The 19,438-nt window shown below is 70.9% G+C and carries 16 protein-coding genes; 6 read left to right on the top strand and 10 right to left on the bottom strand.

The annotated features are described in order from the left end of the window. Positions 1–19 precede the first annotated feature (19 nt). The 3 genes from RAC69_RS04510 to RAC69_RS04500 form a co-directional block, all read right to left on the bottom strand. Positions 20–1,534, bottom strand: coding sequence for an APC family permease (locus RAC69_RS04510; RefSeq protein ID WP_375085421.1), 1,515 nt, complete (start codon positions 1,532–1,534; stop codon positions 20–22). Between the two features lie 146 nt (positions 1,535–1,680). Further along, positions 1,681–2,268, bottom strand: coding sequence for a nitroreductase family protein (locus RAC69_RS04505; RefSeq protein WP_375085420.1), 588 nt, complete (start codon positions 2,266–2,268; stop codon positions 1,681–1,683). A gap of 114 nt (positions 2,269–2,382) precedes the next feature. Further along, a complete protein-coding gene (locus tag RAC69_RS04500; RefSeq protein ID WP_375085418.1) occupies positions 2,383–3,291 on the bottom strand; it encodes a LysR family transcriptional regulator in 909 nt (302 codons plus the stop codon). 146 nt (positions 3,292–3,437) lie between these two features. On the opposite strand from RAC69_RS04500, the gene RAC69_RS04495 reads away from it, so the two are divergent. Next, the gene (locus tag RAC69_RS04495; protein ID WP_375085417.1) at positions 3,438–6,911 is read left to right on the top strand and encodes a bifunctional proline dehydrogenase/L-glutamate gamma-semialdehyde dehydrogenase; all 3,474 of its coding nucleotides are present in this window, start codon (positions 3,438–3,440) and stop codon (positions 6,909–6,911) included. Between the two features lie 68 nt (positions 6,912–6,979). On the opposite strand, the gene RAC69_RS04490 is transcribed toward RAC69_RS04495, so the two are convergent. The 6 genes from RAC69_RS04490 to RAC69_RS04465 form a co-directional block, all read right to left on the bottom strand. Further along, positions 6,980–8,095 (bottom strand): ABC transporter permease, encoded by a 1,116-nt coding sequence (locus RAC69_RS04490; RefSeq protein WP_375085415.1) that lies wholly within the window; start codon positions 8,093–8,095, stop codon positions 6,980–6,982. Then, positions 8,092–8,985: an ABC transporter ATP-binding protein gene (locus RAC69_RS04485; RefSeq protein ID WP_375085413.1), complete on the bottom strand. Its 894-nt coding sequence runs from the start codon at positions 8,983–8,985 to the stop codon at positions 8,092–8,094. The genes RAC69_RS04490 and RAC69_RS04485 overlap by 4 nt, the downstream gene beginning before the upstream one ends. 120 nt (positions 8,986–9,105) lie before the next feature. After that, the gene (locus RAC69_RS04480) at positions 9,106–10,329 is read right to left on the bottom strand and encodes a hypothetical protein (RefSeq protein ID WP_375085412.1); all 1,224 of its coding nucleotides are present in this window, start codon (positions 10,327–10,329) and stop codon (positions 9,106–9,108) included. 9 nt (positions 10,330–10,338) lie between these two features. After that, the gene (locus RAC69_RS04475) at positions 10,339–11,532 is read right to left on the bottom strand and encodes a benzoate/H(+) symporter BenE family transporter (RefSeq protein WP_375085411.1); all 1,194 of its coding nucleotides are present in this window, start codon (positions 11,530–11,532) and stop codon (positions 10,339–10,341) included. A gap of 23 nt (positions 11,533–11,555) precedes the next feature. Next, complete coding sequence (locus RAC69_RS04470) at positions 11,556–12,245, bottom strand: response regulator (protein WP_375085409.1); 690 nt, start codon at positions 12,243–12,245, stop codon at positions 11,556–11,558. Next, positions 12,242–13,570 (bottom strand): sensor histidine kinase, encoded by a 1,329-nt coding sequence (locus tag RAC69_RS04465; protein ID WP_375085407.1) that lies wholly within the window; start codon positions 13,568–13,570, stop codon positions 12,242–12,244. The genes RAC69_RS04470 and RAC69_RS04465 overlap by 4 nt, the downstream gene beginning before the upstream one ends. 76 nt (positions 13,571–13,646) lie before the next feature. On the opposite strand from RAC69_RS04465, the gene RAC69_RS04460 reads away from it, so the two are divergent. The 5 genes from RAC69_RS04460 (at position 13,647) to RAC69_RS04440 (ending at position 18,558) form a co-directional block, all read left to right on the top strand. Beyond that, a complete protein-coding gene (locus RAC69_RS04460) occupies positions 13,647–14,825 on the top strand; it encodes an MFS transporter (RefSeq protein WP_375085405.1) in 1,179 nt (392 codons plus the stop codon). A 51-nt stretch (positions 14,826–14,876) separates the two neighbouring features. Beyond that, complete coding sequence (locus RAC69_RS04455) at positions 14,877–15,326, top strand: VOC family protein (RefSeq protein ID WP_375085404.1); 450 nt, start codon at positions 14,877–14,879, stop codon at positions 15,324–15,326. Next, positions 15,326–16,024 (top strand): winged helix-turn-helix transcriptional regulator, encoded by a 699-nt coding sequence (locus RAC69_RS04450; RefSeq protein WP_375085402.1) that lies wholly within the window; start codon positions 15,326–15,328, stop codon positions 16,022–16,024. Before RAC69_RS04455 ends, RAC69_RS04450 begins: the two co-directional genes overlap by 1 nt. Before the next feature lie 32 nt (positions 16,025–16,056). Then, entirely contained in the window at positions 16,057–16,683 is a 627-nt protein-coding gene (locus tag RAC69_RS04445; protein ID WP_375085400.1) for a dihydrofolate reductase family protein, read from the top strand. Positions 16,684–16,836: 153 nt separating this feature from the next. Further along, entirely contained in the window at positions 16,837–18,558 is a 1,722-nt protein-coding gene (locus RAC69_RS04440) for a collagen binding domain-containing protein (protein WP_375085399.1), read from the top strand. Between the two features lie 63 nt (positions 18,559–18,621). On the opposite strand, the gene RAC69_RS04435 is transcribed toward RAC69_RS04440, so the two are convergent. Beyond that, the gene (locus tag RAC69_RS04435; protein WP_375085397.1) at positions 18,622–19,437 is read right to left on the bottom strand and encodes a Cof-type HAD-IIB family hydrolase; all 816 of its coding nucleotides are present in this window, start codon (positions 19,435–19,437) and stop codon (positions 18,622–18,624) included. Between the last annotated feature and the right edge of the window lies 1 nt (position 19,438).

The following is a 19,438-nucleotide window of genomic DNA, read 5'->3' as shown; positions in this document are numbered from 1 at the left end:
GCGCTGAGTCCCGACGGGCTCAGCGCGGCGGCGTCCGGCGTGAGATGCCGTTCAGCGCGTCTCGCTCGAGCCCCTGTCCGATCAGCGAGTGGCGTCGCGAGTACGCGAAGTAGATCACGAGGCCGAGGGCGAGCCAGATCGCGAAGCGCAGCCACGTCTCGGTGCTGAGATTCAGCATGAGCCAGAAGCACGCGATCGCCGAGATCCACGGCAGCCACGGCGACAGTGGCACCGTGAACGGACGCTCCAGGTCGGGACGCGACTTGCGCAGGATCGGCACGCCGATGCTCACCAGCACGAACGCCGACAGGGTGCCGATGTTGATCATGTCGCCCAGCACCTGCACGTCGGTGAAGCCGGCGATGATCGCGATGATCACACCCACGATGAGCTGGATGCGGATCGGCGTGCCGCGCTTCGCGTCGGTGACGCTCAGCGAACGAGGGAGGAGTCCGTCGCGGCTCATCGCGAACACGACGCGGGCGAGGCCCATGAGGAGCACCATCACGACGGTGGTGAGGCCGACGAGGCTGCCGATCGCGATGACCTGCGCCGCCCACGTCGCGCCCACCAGCTCGAACGCGCTCGCCAGGGACGGCTCGTCGAGCTTCGCGAGCTCGGTGTACGACACCATGCCGGTGATGACGACGGCGACGAGCACGTACAGGACGGTCACGATCGCGAGGCCGAGGATGATGCCGCGGGGTACCGTGCGCTTCGGGTCCTTGGTCTCCTCGGCGCTGGTCGCGACGACGTCGAAGCCGATGAAGGCGAAGAACACGAGGGCTGCGCCGCTGAGGATGCCGAACACGCCGTACATGGTCGGCTCGGAGCCCGTCATGAACGAGAACAGCGACTGCGTCCATGCGCTCTCCGAGGCCGCGCCCTCCTGAGCCGGGGGCACGAACGGGGTGTAGTTGGCGCCGTTGATGAAGAAGAACCCGACGACGATCACGAACAGCACGATCGCGACCTTGATGACCGTGAACACGCTGTTCACGCGGCTCGACAGCTGCGTGCCGAGGGCGAGCAGAGTCGTGAAGATCGCGACGATGACGACGGGGCCCCAGTCGAAAGCGAGCGGTCCCAGCTGCAGCGTCATCGGGATGTCGAGGTCGAACAGCGACACCGCGTCGCCGAGGTACACGCCCCAGTACTTCGCGATGACGGCCGACGCCATCAGCATCTCGAGGATGAGGTCCCAGCCGATGATCCACGCGAGGAATTCGCCCAGCGTCGAGTACGTGAACGTGTACGCGGATCCCGCCACCGGGATGGAGGACGCGAACTCGGCGTAGCAGAGGATCGCGAGGCCGCACACGACCGCGGCGATCACGAACGAGATGATCACCGCCGGGCCGGAATGGCGGGCCGACGCCTCGGCGCCCACCGAGAAGATGCCGGCGCCGACGGCCACGGCGACGCCCATGACGGCGAGGTCCCACACCCCGAGCGAGCGCTTGAGGGAGCGCTTCTCGTCATGGGTCTCGGCCATGGACTGCTCGACCGACTTGATCCTGCGCAGAATTGCCATGCCGACGAGTCTAGGTCGGTGTCGTCACGCAGTGTTCCTGACAAATGACGCCGGGTTCCTGACAGATGACGCCGTGTCACCGACGCACGACGACGCCGCCCCGCCCGATCGGATCGGGCGGGGCGGCGTCGTCGCAGGGGAGTGGGTCAGGCGCTGAGGATGACCGTCTCGTCGATCGGGCGACGCACGCGCGGGGCGACCTCGCGCTCCTGCAGCACCTCGGGCAGCGACTCGACGTCGCCGAACTCGCCGACGGCGAAGACGGTGGCGGGCGCGAAACGCTCTTCGAGGTCGGCGAACTCGCGCACGACCTCGGGGTCGAAGCCGCTCATCTGGTGCACGACGAGGCCGTCGTGGTGGGCCTGGACCGAGAAGTGCGCGACGGCCTGGCCGAGGTCGTAGAGGGCGTGGGTGAGCGGGGTGCCGTCGGCGGTCGCGGTCTCGGCGATCGCGACGACGAGCACGGCGGCGTTGCGCGCCCAGGTCTGGTTGAAGCCGATGAGCGAGTCGGTGACCTGCGCGTGCAGGGCGGTGCCGCGGCGGGCGACGATGAAGCGCCACGGCTGCGAGTTGTTGGCGGACGGGCTCCAGCGGGCGGCCTCGAGGGCGGTCGCGAGCTTGGCCTCGTCGATGTCGTTCTGCGCGTCGTACGCGCGGGGGCTCCAGCGTCCGGCGAGGACGTCGAGGACGGGGTGCTCGGTGGGGGCGGTGCGGTCGATCACGGGAGTGCTCACGGGAATGCCTTTCAGAGGAGTCGGAACCGGACTCCTTCGTCCGCGTACGAGGGTGCCAACGAATGTATGTGCACGCATATTCCCGTGACGTCGTGTGACGTGCCAGTGCCGTTCTCAGTCGAGAAGATTGCGGGATGCCGTCGACGCGAGCGCCCTGCGCACGGCGCGGATCGACGGGGCAGCCGCTGAGACCCGACGCGCAGACGAGAAGATCTCCCGCCGGGGCTCGTCCGGGAGCGGCGACAGGTCGACGGTCGGCGTCTCGCCCGCCCACACCAGCTCGGGCAGCAGGCCCACCGCGAGCCCCGCCCTGATCAGGCGCACGTGGGCGGTGAGGTCGGCGACCTCGAAGCGCACGTCGGGCTCGAACCCCGCGGTGCGGCACAGCTGCTCCGCCCACGCGCGGGACGCGGTCCCCGCCGGTTCGAGCACCCAGGGCTCGTCGCGCGTCGACCACAGCGCCGCCACGGCATCCGCCTCTGCCGGGCTCCCCGGCCGCCGCGCGAGCGCGATCGTGTCATGGGCGAGCACGACGCGATCGAGGTCGGCGTGCAGGGGGCGCGTACGACCGGGGTACTGCTCGGCGAGGATGAGGTCGAAGTCGCGGCTCGAGACGCCGACGAGCCCCGTCTCGGGGTCGCTCTCGGTGACCTCGACGCGGAGCGACGGATGCTGCGCGCGGAGCGCAGCGAGGGCGCCGGGCAGCAGCGAGTGCGCGGTCGACTGGAACACGGCGAGGTGCACGGTGCCGGTGACCTCGGTGAGCGATTCGGCGACCGCGACCTCGGCCTGCTCGAGGCGGTCGAGGATGCCGACGGCCTCGCCCACGAGCACGGTGCCCTGCGGCGTGAGCTGGACGCCGCGGCCGACGCGCCGGAGCAGCGGGACGCCGACCTCGCGCTCCAGGGCGGCGAGCTGCTGCGACACGGACGCCTTGCTGTACGAGAGAGCGTCGGCCACCGCCGAGAGGGTGCCGAGACGCGAGAGTTCGACGAGCATCCGCAGGCGGTTGACGTCGAGCATCCCGGCTCCTCACGCGGACGCGGATCGTTCATTCATGCTGAACGGTCATCGTGCGAATCGATTGATAGACGTAGCCTACTGCGCCGTCTGACAATGATCGAGCCGCGCACGCACCCGCACGCGTGATCCCCCTGGAAGGTCTCCCGATGACTGTCGCCGCCGACACCGCCACCCCTGACACCACTCCGCGCACGGAGGAGGTCGCCGCGCTCGTGCAGCGCTGGCTCGCCGAGAGCGAGACCCACCCCGTCGAACCCGCCGCCCAGCGCCTCTCCGAGGTGCTGAAGGACCCGAACGGCCTCGCCTTCACGGTCGGCTTCGTCGACGGCGTCATGCGCCCCGAAGACCTCGACGTCGCCGGTCGCAAGCTCGCCGAACTCTCCGACATCACCCCGACGCTGCTGCCCGGCTACCTGCGCGCCGCGATCAAGGCCGGTGGCTTCTTCGCACCCAAGCTGCCCGGCGTCGTCGTGCCCATCTCGCGCCGCGTGCTGCGTGCCATGGTCGGACACCTCGTGCTCGACGCGACCCCCTCGAAGCTCGGTCCCGCGATCGCGAAGCTGCGCAAGGGCGGCAACCGACTGAACCTCAACCTCCTCGGCGAGGCCGTGCTGGGCGAGCGCGAGGCCGGCCGCCGTCTGCAGGGCACCCACGACTTCCTCGCGCGCGGCGACGTCGACTACGTCTCGATCAAGGTGTCGAGCGTCGTCAGCCAGCTCTCCATGTGGTCGTTCGACGAGGCCGTCGCCGACGTCGTCGAGAAGCTCACCCCGCTGTATCGCCTCGCCGCCACCGCAGAGGCCGCGGGCAAGGCGAAGTTCATCAACCTCGACATGGAGGAGTACCGCGACCTCGACCTGACCATCGCGGCGTTCACCAGCATCCTCGACCAGCCCGGTCTCGAAGACCTCGAGGCGGGCATCGTCCTGCAGGCCTACCTGCCCGACGCGCTCGCCGCCATGCAGCGCCTGCAGGAGTGGGCCGCCGCGCGCCGCGCGAAGGGCGGCGCCCCCATCAAGGTGCGCGTCGTCAAGGGCGCGAATCTCGCGATGGAGGAGGTCGACTCGAAGATCCACGACTGGCCGCTCGCGACCTACGGCACCAAGCAGGACTCCGACACCAACTACAAGCGCGTGCTCGACTGGGCCATGACGCCGGAGCGACTGGATGCCGTGCGCATCGGCGTCGCCGGGCACAACCTCTTCGACATCGCCTACACCTGGCTGCTCGCGAAGGCCCGCGGCGTGACCGATGCGGTGGAGTACGAGATGCTGCTCGGCATGGCGACCGGTCAGGCCGAAGCCGTGCGCAAGGACGTCGGCCGCCTGCTGCTCTACACGCCGGTCGTGAACCCCGCCGAGTTCGACGTCGCGATCGCCTACCTCGTGCGCCGCCTCGAAGAGAACGCCAGCCCCGAGAACTTCATGTCGGCCGTGTTCGAGCTCGCCTCGAACCCGCAGCTGCTGACCCGTGAACGCGAGCGCTTCGAGCGGTCGCTGGCCGCGCTCGTCGCCGACCCGTCGGCCCCGTCGCCGAACCGCGTGCAGAACCGCGCCGCCGAAGAGCTGACGGATGCCGTGACCACAGGGTTCCACAACCAGCCCGACACCGACCCCGCGATCGCCGCCAACCGCGCGTGGGGTCGCGAGATCCTGCAGCGCTCCGTCGGCTCGACGCTCGGTCTGGACGCCATCGCCGCAGCGCGCATCGACGCGGAGGCGCAGCTCGACGGCGTGTTCGCCACCGTGCAGAGCGCTGCCGAGAAGTGGGCTGCCCGCCCGGCATCCGAGCGCGCCGCGATCCTGCACCGGGCCGGCGACGAGCTCGCCGCGCGTCGGGCGCAGCTCATCGAGATCATGGCGCACGAGGCGGGCAAGACCATCGCCGAGGCCGACCCCGAGGTCAGCGAGGCGATCGACTTCGCGCACTACTACGCCGAGCGGGCTCTCGACCTCGAGAACATCACCGGGGCCGACTTCGTGCCGTCGAAGGTCACCGTCGTGACCCCGCCGTGGAACTTCCCCGTCGCGATCCCCGCCGGCGGCGTGCTCGCCGGCCTCGCCTCCGGCTCCGGCGTCATCATCAAGCCGGCCAAGCTCACCCAGCGCTGCGGCGCCGTCATGGTCGAGGCCCTGTGGGCGGCCGGCGTGCCGACCGAGCTGCTCGCTCTCGTCGACCTCGCGAACCGCGACCTCGGCACCCAGCTCGTGGCGAGCGAATCGGTCGACCGCGTCATCCTCACCGGCGCGTACGAGACGGCCCAGCTGTTCCGCTCGTTCCGCTCCGACCTGCCGCTGCTCGCCGAGACGAGCGGCAAGAACGCGATCATCGTCACGCCCTCGGGCGACCTCGACCTCGCGGCCGCCGACGTCGCCCGCAGCGCCTTCGGCCACGCGGGGCAGAAGTGCTCCGCCGCGTCGCTGGCGATCCTCGTCGGGTCGGTCGCCGACTCGGACCGGTTCGAGCGCCAGCTCGTCGACGCCGTGACCTCGATGCGCGTCGGCCTGCCCGACGACCCCGCCACCCAGATGGGCCCGATCATCGAGCCAGCGAACGGCAAGCTGCTCACCGCGCTCACCACCCTCGACAAGGGCGAGCGCTGGCTCGTCGAGCCGAAGAAGCTCGACACCGAGGGCCGTCAGTGGACGCCCGGTGTGAAGACCGGTGTCGCGCCCGGGTCGACCACGCACCTCACCGAGTTCTTCGGCCCGGTGCTCGGCATCATGCGCGCGAAGGACCTCGACGAGGCCATCCGCCTGCAGAACGCCGTCGACTACGGTCTCACCGCCGGCATCCACTCCCTCGACTCCGCCGAGGTCGCGACCTGGATCGACAACGTCGAGGCGGGCAACCTCTACGTCAACCGCGGCATCACCGGCGCGATCGTGCAGCGCCAGCCGTTCGGCGGCTGGAAGCGCTCGGCCGTGGGTGCGGGTGCGAAGGCCGGCGGTCCGAACTACCTGTTCGGCCTGGGCGAGTGGACCAGGGGCGAGCTGCCCGCCGCGGCATCCGACGCCGCCACGCTGTCCGCCGTCGACGCGCTGCTGAGCGCCGCGGCCGCCGACCTCGACGCCGTCGAGATCGAGTGGCTGCACCGCGCCGCTGCCGACGACGAGCGCTCCTGGACGTCGGAGTTCGGCGTCACGTCCGACAAGTCCGGCCTCGGTGTCGAGCGCAACGTCTTCCGCTACCGCCCGGTCGAGGTCGACGTGCGTATTGCGGAGGGCGCGCCGCTCGCCGACGGCATCCGTGTGATCGCCGCCGCCCTGCGGAGCGGTTCGCCGTTCGCGGTGTCGGCACCGGCTCTGCCCTCGCGCGTCGAGAAGGCGCTGCGCGCCGCGGGCGTGACGGTGTCGCACGAGAAGGACGCCGGGTGGGTCAAGGGCTTCGCCAAGGCGGCGGCGAAGGCCGCGCACAGCTGGCGTCGGGTGCGTCTCGTCGGCGGCGACGCCGCCGCGCTGTTCGAGGCCCTGGGCGGCACCCCCGACGTCGCGGTGTGGTCGCACGCCGTGACCGGCGCGGGCCGCGTCGAGATGCTACCGTTCCTGCACGAGCAGGCCGTGTCGATCACGAACCACCGCTTCGGCAACCCCACGACGCTCTCCGAGGGCGTGATCTGACCGAAGATCACCGACAACGACGAGACCCCCTGCCGCCCGGCAGGGGGTCTCGCGCGTGAACGGGGCACTCAGCCGCGCAGCGCCTCCGCGAGCTTGACGCGGCTGCCCATGCGCAGCAGCGAGTTCTCGTAGATCTTCGCGCCGACGGCGATCGCCGCGACGCAGCTCGCGAGCAGGATCACGAGGCTCAGCAGCGGCTCCCACCACTGCGCTTCCCCGACGAACAGGCGCATCGGCATGCCGACCGGAGCCGAGAACGGCACGTACGACATGATCGTGAGCACGAGCGGGTTGTCGTTGAACACGATCACCAGCACGTACGGCGCCATGATGAGCATCGTGATCGGGGTCGTCGTCGATCCGATGTCCTCCTGGCGCGACACCATCGAGGCCGCGGCCGCGAACATCGACGCGAGCAGGACGAACCCGAAGAGGAAGAACACGGCGAACCAGATGATCGGGGCGCCGAGTGTCGCGAGCACCTCGCTCTGACCCGTCGCCGTGAGGCCTATCGTCGCGACCGCCGCGATCGCGAGGATCTGCCCCATCGCGAGGATCGTGTTGCCGATGACCTTGCCGGCGAGCAGCGTGCGCGAGGAGATGGTCGACAGCAGGATCTCGACCACGCGGGTCTGCTTCTCCTCCACGACGCTCTGCGCGATCGTGCCGCCGAACGTCGCCGCTGCCCCCATGAACACGATGCCGAACGCGATGGCGATGAAGTAGCGCAGCAGCGGGTTCGTGGTCGCGGGCTCGAGGATCTGCACCTCGGGCGCCTGCGACAGCGCCGACACGAGTCCGCTCGGGGCGTCCTTGAGGGCGATCACGGTGAGCCCGGTCGCGCCCTCGCCGGGAACGACCGCCGCGTCGACCTTCTCGGAGCGGAGCAGCTCTTCGGCGGCTGCGATGTCGGCGACCTCGGTGGCCTCGACGTTCGGCAGGGCCGACACGACGGATGCGGTCTCGGCCGTCACCGCGACCGGCATGGACTCCGCGGCGGCGTTCTTGCTCGCGAAGCCTCCGATCACGATGCCGGCGAGCGCGATGAGCAGCAGCACGCCGGTCGAGATCAGGAAGGCCTTGCTGCGCAGCTTCGAGCCGATCTCGCGTTCGGCGACGAGCCAGATCATCGAGGCCTGGGTGCTCGAACGGGCGGGGCGGCGGGAGGGGGCTGGCGTGCTCACTGGATGACCTCCTTGAAGATCTGGGCGAGGGAGGGATGCTTCGGCGCGAAGCTCGCGACGTCGCCGCGCTCCACGGCGGTGCGCAGCACGCGCTGCGCGGTCTCGGGGCCGTCGGCGTCGAACAGGGCGTAGCCGCCCTCGAAGTCGACGACGGTGACGCCCGGTTCGGCGCGCAGCCACCCGGCATCCCCGGAGGAGACGAGCTCGTAGCGGTTGCCGGCGTGCTCGGCTCGCAGGCCGTCGCGGGAGCCCGCGGCACGGATCTGCCCGCCCGCGAGGATGACGAGGTCGTCGCACAGCCGCTCGACCACGTCGAGCTGGTGCGACGAGAACAGGATCGACGCTCCCTTGGCGGCGGACGACTGCAGCACCGACGCGACGACGTCGACGGCGAGGGGGTCGAGTCCTGAGAACGGCTCGTCGAGGATCAGGACCTCGGGGTCGTGCACGAGGGCTGCGGCGATCTGCGCGCGCTGCTGGTTGCCGAGCGACAGCGACTCGATGGTGTCGTTCAGGCGCTCCTCGAGTCCGAGCTCGGTGAGCAACGCGGTCGCGCGGGTCGTGGCATCCGGCTTGCTGAAGCCGTGCAGCCGGGCGAGATACACGATCTGTTCGAGCACCTTCATCTTGGGGTACAGCCCTCGTTCCTCCGGCATGTAGCCGAAGTGGCTGCGCTGGTCGCCGGTGAGCGGCTGTCCGTCGAGGGCGACGGTGCCTCCGTCGGCGGAGAGCAGCCCGAGGACGATCCGCATGGTGGTGGTCTTGCCTGCGCCGTTGCCGCCGACGAAACCCGTCAGGCGGCCGGGGGCCACCTCGAACGAGACGTCGTCGAGCACGCGCCGAGAGCCGTAGCTCTTGGTGATGCCGGTGAGTACGAGCTGTCCTGTCATGCCTTCACGCTAGGGCGGTGGCGGGGGCGGCGGCATCCCCCGTGCGGCGGATCGCCGTCGAGGACTCCGAGCGCGGGTCCGCCGCGCGGCGGACGCCATCCTCCCCGGGGTGGGATGCGCTCAGGGCGAGGTGAGGAACACGAGGATGCCGAGGGCGAACGGCGCCGTCGTCACGAAGAACACCGCCCCGACGATGACGGCGACGGCGACCCACGGGCTGCGCCGCCGCAGGCGCTGGCCGGGCGGTGCGACACCGACGGGCGGCGGGGTGACGACGCCGGCGGGAGCGGCGAACGGCAGGGCCGGGGCACCCGCGGGCACGGGGGCCGCGGCGGGAACGGGCGCCCCGCTCGTCGGCACCGGCAGCGACGGATGCCGAGGCGCCGCCGTGACCTGTCCGCGCAGCCGCTCGTCGCGCCACCGCGCCCACTGATCGAGCTTCACGAGCAGCGCACCCACCGCACCGAACAGCCACGCCCAGGTCGCGGGATCGAGCGTCGAGACCTCGCGGCGCGTGTAGAGGAAGAGCCAGTCGTCGACGATCTCGACGTCGAGCTCGGCCGCGTGATCGATGAACCGCGCCATCACGTCGGGGGTGAACAGGTACAGCGCGTCGACCTCGTAGCCCTCGGGGCAGTACAGCGAGAAGTACCGGTCGAAGTCGCCTTCGAGCGAGAGGCGCTGGTCGCGGCGGAACGCTCCGGCGAGGCTGCTGCCCAGGGCGTTGTTCCCCAGGGCGTCGAGCAGGATGTTCGGCAGCGGCACGTCGAGTTTCACCGCGACGTACCCCCACCGGTGCGTCTGGCTCTGCTTGCCGTTGCTCGTCGTGTACTGGTAGTTGCCGAACTCCACGAACCGCGGGCTCGTGCCACGCAGCACGTCGGTCGAGACACGGCTCGATCCGGTCTGGAAGATGAGGCCGGGGAGCGGCGGCTCGTCGATCCGTTCCAGGTAGGCGAGAGCGTTCGAGGCCGCGAAACGGCTGAGCCGGAAGCGGGTGAGGGCCCGCTGGCGGTTGGCCCGTCGCACGAGCGTGACCAGGCCGACGGTGAGCCCGCCGAACAGGAGCAGACCGATGAGGGCGCCGACGAGCACGCCCGCGTCGCGCCCGATGGCGTAGCCGATGCCCATGAGCAGCACGCCGGCCACCGGGACGATCAGCAGCACCGCCACGATCACGAGCACCCAGGCGACGACCTGCCCTGCCGTCGTGGGGTTCGCACGCCGATGCGCGCGGGCGAACGCGTCGACCTCGGCGGGATTCACTGGTTCGCTCAGCGCACGGGCGTCGAAGAACCCGACCGAGGTGCCGGGCGGCGGGGCGGCGGGCGGGGGAAGGCTCACGCGTCCACGCTAACGCGCTTCGCCGCGCCGACCGGCGTGCAGCACGCCGCGCACGAGGAGCCCGGCGACGAGGGCCCAGAACGCCGCGCTCACCCCGAGCACCGCGATACCGGACGCCGCGACGAGGAACGTGACCACGGCGGGGATGCGCTCGCCGGGATCGTCGATGGCCTGCTGCACCGACGAGCCGAACGCTCCGAACAGGGCGAGGCCCGCGACGGCGGGGATCACGGCATCCGGCGCGAGCAGTACGAGCGCGGCGAAGGCGGCCGAGAAGGCCCCGAGCACGAGGTACGACGCGCCCGTCGAGACGCCGGCGATCCAGCGTCGTCCGTGGTCGGTGTCGGCCTCGGGGGATGCCGCGAGCGCGGCACTGATCGCGGCGAGGTTGATCGCGTGGCCGCCGGCGGCGGCGCCCGCCGCGGTGCCGATGCCGGTCACGAGCATGGCGGGGCGCCACGGCACCTCGTAGCCGAAGCTGCGCATGATGGCGATGCCGGGCACGTTCTGCGACGCCATCGTGACGATGAAGAGCGGCAGGGCGATGCCGACGAGGGCGCCGACCGTGAACACGGGGGCGGTGAGCTCGACGCGGGGCAGCAGCAGTCCGGCATCCACGGGGGCGCCTGACTGCACGAGCGAGACCGCGACGACGACGGCCGCGGCGACGAAGGCCAGCGGCACGGCCCATCGCGGCGCGAGGCGGGCGAAGACGAGCCACGTCAGCACGACCGGCACGACGCCCCACGGGTTCGCCACCAACCCGGTGACGGGCGCGAGGCAGAGCGGCAGCAGCACGCCCGCGAGCATGGCCTGGGCGATGGACGGAGGGATGCGGGCGATCAGCGCGCCGAGCGCGGGCCACAGCGCTGTCAGCAGGATCAGCGCGGCGGCGACGAGGAAGGCGCCGACCGCGGCGGGCCAGTCGCCGTCGACGGCGCCGGTCGCCGCGAGGAGGGCGGCACCGGGCGTCGACCATGCGGCCGTGATCGGCATGCGGTAGCGCCAGGCCAGCACGATGCAGGCGAGGCCCATCGTGAGGCACAGCGCGAGCAGACCGCTCGCCGCCTCGACGGGGGTCGCGCCGACCGCGCCGAGCCCGGTGAGCACGACGGCGAACGAGCTCGTGAAGCCCACGAGTGCCGTGACGATGCCGGCGAGCACCGGCCGGGCCAGGGGGGATCGGGGCGGCGGAGCGGACACCCTCCGAGAGTAGCGGGATGCCGTCAGGCGAGTCCGAGCCGGTAGGCGAGCACGACCGCCTGCACGCGATCCCGCGCGCCGAGCTTCTGCAGGATGCGTGACACGTGCGTCTTCACGGTGGCCTCGCCGATGAACAGCGCTGCCGCGATCTCGGAGTTGGTGCGGGCGTCGGCCAGCAGCGCGAGCACCTCGGCTTCGCGCTCCGTGAGCGGTTCGCTGAGGGGCGGCGTCGGCGCGGGCGGGTGCGAGGCGGCGGTCGACGGCGGTGTCGGAGAGGACGCCGTGGCGAACCGGACGAGCACCCGCCGCGTCACCTCGGGCGCGAGCATGCCGTCGCCAGCGGCCAGCGCGCGGACCGCGGCGATGAGGTCCTCCGCTCCGGCGTTCTTGAGCAGGAAGCCGCTCGCTCCGGCATCCAGCGCCTGGTACAGGTAGTCGTCGCGGTCGAACGTCGTGATGATCGCGATCGCGGCCGAGACGCTCGGTTCGGCGACGATGCGGCGGGTCGCCTCGATGCCGTCCATATCGGGCATCTGCACGTCCATCGTGATGACGTCGGGGCGCAGCGCGGCGGCCTGCACGACCGCATCGGCGCCGGTCGCGGCCTCGCCCACGACGGTGATGTCGGGTTGGGTGTCGAGGATCGTGCGGAAGCCGGCGCGGAGCATCGCGTGGTCATCGACGAGCAGCACGCGGATCCGATCCCGGGTCATGACGGGGCGCCTCTCTGAACGGTGTCGGCGTGCACGGTGTCGGCGGGCTCATCGGGGCCGGGATCCTGAGCGCTGCCAGCGTCGCGGCTGCCGAGCGGCACCCTGGCTCGCACGCGCAGGCCGCCGGTGCTGCGCGGCGCGACCTCGAGGGTGCCGCCGGACGCGGCGGCGCGCTCCCGCATGCCGAGCTGCCCGAGCCCTGGACGAAGGACGGCGACCGCGCGTCCGGTGTTGACGATCTCGACCTCGACGGCATCCGCGTCGTAGCGGACCCTGACGTCGGCGGTCGCGCCGTAGCCCGCGTGCCGGCGTGCGTTCGTGAGCGACTCCTGCGCGATGCGGTAGAGGTTCACGGCGACGACCGACGGCACGGCGACGGGGGCGCCGACCACGGCGTAGTCGGTGGGCAGGCCGGCCTCCGTCGACGCGCGGGCCAGGTCGGCGATGTGGGCGAGTGTGACGGTCGACGCGGTCTCCGTGCTGTCGCCGCCGGGGGTGCGCAGCGTCTCGAGCAGCTGCCGCAGCTCGTGGATCGCGTCGCGCGCCGCTCCCTCGATGTCAGAGAGGATGCCGCGGGCCTTCTCCGGGTCCCGATCGATGACGAGCCGTGCGGCGCCGGCTTGCACGCCCATCACCGAGACGTGGTGGGCGACGACGTCGTGGAGCTCGCGGGCGATGCGCACCCTGTCGAGCGCGACGGCCTGGGCGGCCGTGACCTCGCGCTCGCGCTCGAGCTCGGCCGTGCGCAGCTCCAGCACCTCGCGCGCCTGCGCGGCGTTCCACGAGCGATCGCCGAAGTAGTAGGCGCCGCCGAAGTACAGCGCGTTGAGCAGCACCTGGATCAGCATGAACGCGACGTACGGCGACATCAGGCCGGCCACGACCTCGGCCTTGTCGGCCTGCTCGATCGCCTCCCGGTACATCGTGATGAGCAGCCAGACGAACATGCCGACGATGATCGCGATGCGCACGATCATCGCCGCCCTGCGGTCGTTCATCCACGCGCCGACCGTGTACAGCGCCACGAACATGGCGATGTTGCCGACGTAGATCTCGGGCACCTGGAACGAGATCGCGAGGAAGTACGCGACGCAGATCACGATCGCCACGAGCGCCGGCCAGCGGCGCCGCACGGCGAGCGGCGCCGTGACGACGACCGCGTAGACGAGCGCGGTCCACGGTTCCGCCCTCGTGTCGCCGTAGATCTCGGCGATGGTCGAGAGGGCGGCGCTGAGGACGGCGCCGACGAACATGACCGCGGCGAGCACGAGGTCGGCGCGCTGTTCGCGGGCGCTCGGCGTGCGGGTGAACGTCGCGGCGGGCATCCCCCCACCGTACGGGCGGGACGGATGCCGCGGCATCCCCCGCGCGACGGATCGACGCCACCTGCGAGAATCGAGCGTGACCTCCGCGCCGCGCCTCGCCCCGCTGTACCTCGCCGGTTTCACCACCGCTTTCGGCGCGCACGGCATCGCCGCCGCGCTGGGCGCGGAGACCGACGACATCGGGTGGACGCTGCTCGCCTTCGGCTTCACCCTCGCGCTGTACGACCTCGCTGAGGTGCTGCTCAAACCGCTGTTCGGCGCGCTGAGCGATCGCGTCGGCGTCCGGCCCGTGATCATCGGCGGCCTGCTGGCCTTCGCCGCGTTCTCGGTGGTGGGGGCCGTGGTGCCGGGGATGGCCGGACTGGTGATCGGGCGCTTCGGGCAGGGGGCGGCGGCGTCGGCGTTCTCCCCGTCGTCGTCGGCCGCCGTCGCGCGGCTGACCGACGATGCCACGCGCGGAAAGTACTTCGGTCGCTACGGCTCGTGGAAGAGCCTGGGCTACGCCCTCGGTCCGCTGCTCGGGGCCGTGCTCGTCGTGTGGGGCGGACTCCCCGCGCTGTTCTGGGCGCTCGCCGTGCTCGGCCTCGGCGCCGCGGCATGGGTCGCCGTCTCCGTGCCGCACGTTCCGGTGCTGGCCCGCAAGCGCGTGACGCTCCTCGATCTCGGGCGCGAGCTCGTCGCCCCCGGGTTCCTCGTGCCGACTCTCGTGCTGGCTGCGACGACCGGCGCGCTCGCCGTGGCGGTCGGATTCCTCCCGCTTCTCGGCAGGCAGGCCGGACTCGACACCGTGTGGAGCATGGCGATCGTCACGGTGCTGGCTGTCGCGTCGAGCGCGGCGCAGCCCCTGGTGGGCTCGGCGCACGACCGCGGCCGGATCTCGGTGCGCGGCGGCACGGTCGGCGGACTGCTGCTCATCGCGGTCGGCATCGCACTGTCGGCGGTGACCGGTCACCCCGCCGCGCTGGTCACGACGGCCCTGCTCGTCGGACTCGGTGTGGGCACGGCGACGCCCGTGGCGTTCTCGCACCTCGCCGCGTCCACACCGCCTGAGCGCATGGGGCGCACGATGGGCAGCGCGGAGCTGGGTCGCGAGTTCGGTGACGCGGGCGGACCGTTGGTCGCGGGGGCCGTGGCGACGGCATCCGTCCCGGGGATCGGGCTGGGAGTGGTGGCCGCCCTCACCGCGGGCGCGGGCGTGCTGGCGGCGGTCGGGACGAGCACGTCGAGAAATCGAGGACTTGCTCTTGACAAGTGAACTTGCTTTTTGCAAGTGTCGAGCATCATCACCCACGACAAAGGAGTCATCGTGACCAGTGTCTTCGTCAACCTGCCCACCACCGATCTCGATCGCGCCAAGGCCTTTTACACGGCCCTCGGCTGCGAGATCAACCCGAACTTCACCGACGAGAACGCCGCGTGCGTCGTCTGGTCGAAGGACATCTACTTCATGGTCCTCAAGCGCGAGTTCTTCCAGACCTTCACCGACAAGCCGATCGCCGACCCGAACCAGGTCGCGCAGGTCTCGGTCTCGTTCAGCCGCGACTCGCGCGACGAGGTCGACGCCATCCTCGAGAAGGGCCTCGCCGCGGGCGGCGTCGAGTCGCGGCCTGCCCAGGACTACGGCTTCATGTACTCGCGCGACCTCGACGACCCCGACGGCAACTCGCTCGGCTTCCTCTACATGACCCCCGAGGCCGCCGAGAACGGCCCCGACCACGTGGCCGATCACGCCGCGGAGCAGAACGCCGCATCCTGATGGCGGCACGCAGCTACGGCCAATACTGCGGGGTCACGACGGCCGTCGAGCTGATCGGGGAGCGGTGGGCGCTGCTCATCGTCCGCGATCTGCTCGTCGGACCCCGTCGGTACACCGACCTCAAGCAGGGCCTGCCGCGCATCCCCACCAACATCCTGTCCTCCCGGCTCAAGGAACTGCAGGACGGCGGCGTCGTACGCCGTATCCCGCTGCGGCGCGGCCTCGCCTACGAGCTCACGCCGTACGGGCAGGCGCTCGAGTCCGTCATCCTCGAGCTCGGGCGCTGGGGCTTCCAGACCATGGGAGACCCCCGAGAAGGCGACGTCGTCACGCCCGACTCGCTCACGATGGCCCTGCGCACGGCATTCCAGGCGGACGCCGCCGCCGACGCCGAGTACGAGCTGCACGTCGGCGACGTCGCGCTCCGCGCATCGGTGCGCGGGGGAGACCTCGTCGTCGCGCAGATCTCCCCTCCTGCTCCGCGCGCCCCCGCCGCCGACGCGCGGCAGCCGCAAGGAGAGCCGGATGCCGTGATCGTCGCCGGTCCCGGCATCCGTCGGCTGATCGCCGGCGCGATCACGCCGGACGAGGCGATCGCGCAGGACGTGCTCGCCGTCGTACGGGGCGATGTCTCGCACCTCGAGTCGTTCGCCCGCACGTTCCACATCGCGCCGCTGGGCGCATCCCTTCTCGTGTAGCACCGCTGTTTCCCGTGCGAAGGAGCACTCTCATGACCGGACGCATCGTGATCGACCTGTTCGCCACGCTCGACGGCGTCGCCCAGGGGCCGGGCGGTGTCGGCGAAGACACGTCGGCCGGCTTCGCCTTCAGCGGCTGGCAGGCAGGCTACCCGTCGTCGGGTGTCGGATCCCAGGTGACGGAGGGGATGCAGCAGCTCGACGCCCTGCTGCTCGGCCGCCGAACGTACGACATCTTCGCCGCGTACTGGCCGCAGCACACCGACGGCCCGTCCGGCGAGATCGGGCAGCTGTTCGACCGAGTGCCGAAGTACGTCGCGACCCGCGATGCCGATCGGGCCCTCGACTGGGCGGGGAGCACGCGCGTCGGCGGCGACCTCGCGACCGAGGTCGCCGCCCTGCGCTCCCGCCACCGCGAGGTGCACGTGATCGGCAGCATCGACTTCGTGCACACCCTGCTCGCCGAGGGGCTGTTCGACCAGCTCAACCTCTGGGTGTACCCGATCCTGCTCGGGGCCGGCAAGAAGGTGTTCCGCGACGACGCCCTGCCCTCGGTGCTCGAGCTGCTCGAGACGCCGGTCACGGATCCCGAGGGCGTGACGCTGTTCCGCTACGGCCGCACCGACCGCACGCCCGAAGTCGGGACGTTCGAGGACTAGCTGACTCGTGTATCTCTTTCGTCTCGACTATTCCTCTCCTGTGCACGAACCCCTAGATTCGAGGGTGAAGTCGCCGAGTCATCGGCGCGTTGTTCGAGGTCGTTCGTCGCGGTGTCCCACCGCGCGGCCGACCTTCTCTCGGAGGGTGGGATCATGGCGCGACGACGCGCATTCATTCGGGCTGTTCTCGGAGGCGCTGCGGCTCTCGCGCTCGCCCTCGGCGGCGTGACCACGGCCGCGGAGGCGGCGGACGACCCGGTCGGTTCGATCAGCGGCACTGTCGCGCGCGCCGACGACGGGTCACCCGTCGCGGGAGTCACCGTCTCGGCCGACGGCCCGACGTGGGCCTCCACCACGACCGACTCGACGGGTGCGTACACGCTGCCCGGGCTCGCGGCGGGGTCGTACGTCGTCAGCTTCTTCCCGGAGGGCACCGATCTGAAGCGCGAGTTCTGGGAGGGGGCGTTTGTTTACGATCAGGCGACCCCCGTCGTCGTCGGAGTGGGCGAGGTCGTCCCCGGGATCGACGCGTCGCTCGACCAGGGAGGGGCCGTCGAGGGAACGGTGACCCGCTCCGCCGACGGTTCGAGTTTCGCGAACGTGTTCGTGCAGGCACTCGACGATCAGGACGAGATCGTGGGGCAGACGACCACGGACGCGTCCGGACGCTACACGCTCGGCGGGCTTCCCGCGGGGTCCTACCGCGTCCGCTTCGCCGACGCCGCCCAGGAGTTCGTTCCGGAGTACTGGAGAGACGCGTACGCGTGGGGTGCTGCAAAGCTCGTCACCGTCGTCGAGAAGCAGACCGTGAGCAGCGTGGACGCTGCGCTCGAGGTCGCGGGATTCATCAGCGGCACCGTGACGCGGGCCATTGACGGGCAGCCGCTCCTCGCTCTCGTCACCATTTACGAAGCAGAGCTGGATCTCATCGATATCCCCGGCGCGTGGACGGAATTCGACGGGTCGTATCGCATCGCGGTTCCGCCGGGATCGTACAAGCTGCTTTTCGGATCGACCGGACTCAAGCAGGAGTACTGGGATGATGCGGAGATCTGGGAGACGGCGACCGCGGTCACGGTCGCCGCCGGTCAAGAGGTCACAGGCATCGATCCGATGCTCGAGCCGTCCGCCACGATCACGGGAACGGTGACCGTCGATTCCGCGGCGCCCTCACAGATCTGGGTCGAGGCGTGGCAGAACGGTCAGAACGTGCGCACGATCGGCGCAAACGCCGTCACCGGCGCGTACACGATGCACGTGTCGAAGGGGCCGTACATCCTCAAGGCCCGGATCGAGTTCGCCGACGGCAGCATCACGGCGAAGTCCCAGTACTTCGACGGCGTGGACACTGCGCAGGAGGCCACTCCGATCACCGTTGTGCCAGGGCAGTCCGTGACGGGTGTGGATTTCGCGCTCACTGTCGACACGGTCGCGCCGGAGCCCGAGCCGAGGCCCGCGCTGTCCCTCACGGCCTCCACCGTGCGCGCCGGCGGCGCGATCCAGGTCGTGGGTGAGGGATTCTCCGCGGGTGAGGTCGTAGCGTTCGAGCTGCACTCCGACCCGATCGCCCTCGGATCGCTCACCGCCGATCAGAGCGGACGGCTGAGCGGCACGCTGCGCATTCCGGCTTCCGCTCCCGCCGGCGTGCACACACTGGTCGCGCTCGGTGCGGGAGGTGCGATCCAGGCGAGCGCGGCCGTTCAGGTCACCGCCGCGGTCGCTGCTCCGTCGACCGGAGCCGCACGCGGTTCGGCGACGAATCCCGATCGTCTCGCGGCCACGGGCAATGAGCTCCCCGCAACGGCACTGCTCGCGGGGCTCTTCCTCGCTGTCGTGGGCACCGTGCTCGTGCGTCGTCGACGCGCGCACAGCTGACACCGGATCACCCCGCGAACCCGGTCGTCCCGCGAGGGCGGCCGGGTTCGTCGAGTCCCGGGGTCAGGCCGTGGCGAGCATCCGCTCGATGACGCGAGCCACCCCGTCATCGTCGTTCGACGCGGTCGTCTCGTCGGCGGCAGCTTTCGCGGCATCCAGGCCGTTGGTCATCGCGACCCCGTGACCGGCCCAGCGCAGCATCTCGACGTCGTTCAGCGCATCGCCGAAAGCCACGACGTCCGCGCGGTCGATCGCGAGGTGCTCGCAGAGCCGCGCGAGTCCCGTGGCCTTGGTGACGCCCTCGGCCATGATCTCGACGAAGGGCGCTCCGGAGAGAGTGGCCTCGAAACCGGTGAGCCCGAGAGCCCGCAGGGCGTCGAAGACGGCAGCGGGAGCGAGTTCCGGGTGCCGGATGACGAGCTTCAGGCTGGGAGCTGCGAGCACCTCGGCGAGGTCGACGCCGCCCATCGACGCCGGGTCGCGCTTGTGGTCCGACATGTCCGCGATCGCTGCGTAGCCGTGCTGGGCCACGAACGTCTCCCCGCCCTCTCGCACGCTCGCGAACAGCAGATCGGGGATGCTGTCGCCCAATGCCTGAGCCAGCGTCCGGATCGTCTCCGCCGGCAGCTCCTCGGCGAACAGCATCCTGCCCTCGGTGAGGTGCGTCGCATATGCGCCGTTGCTGCACAGCGCCCAGCCGTCGAAGCCCGCACCGGACGCGATTGCCCGCAGACCGATGGGCTGCCGGGCCGTGACCGGGACGACGTGGATGCGGCGCTCGCGCGCCGCATCGAGAGCCGAGCGCGTGCGGGCGCTCACCTCCGACGCGGACGTGAGCAGCGTGCCGTCGAGGTCGGTCGCGATCAGGCGCAGGGTCACG

The sequence above is a fragment of the Microbacterium sp. LS_15 genome (assembly GCF_041954735.1).
Classification (GTDB): Bacteria; Actinomycetota; Actinomycetes; order Actinomycetales; family Microbacteriaceae; genus Microbacterium.
This window is presented reverse-complemented; position numbering and strand designations above follow the sequence as displayed.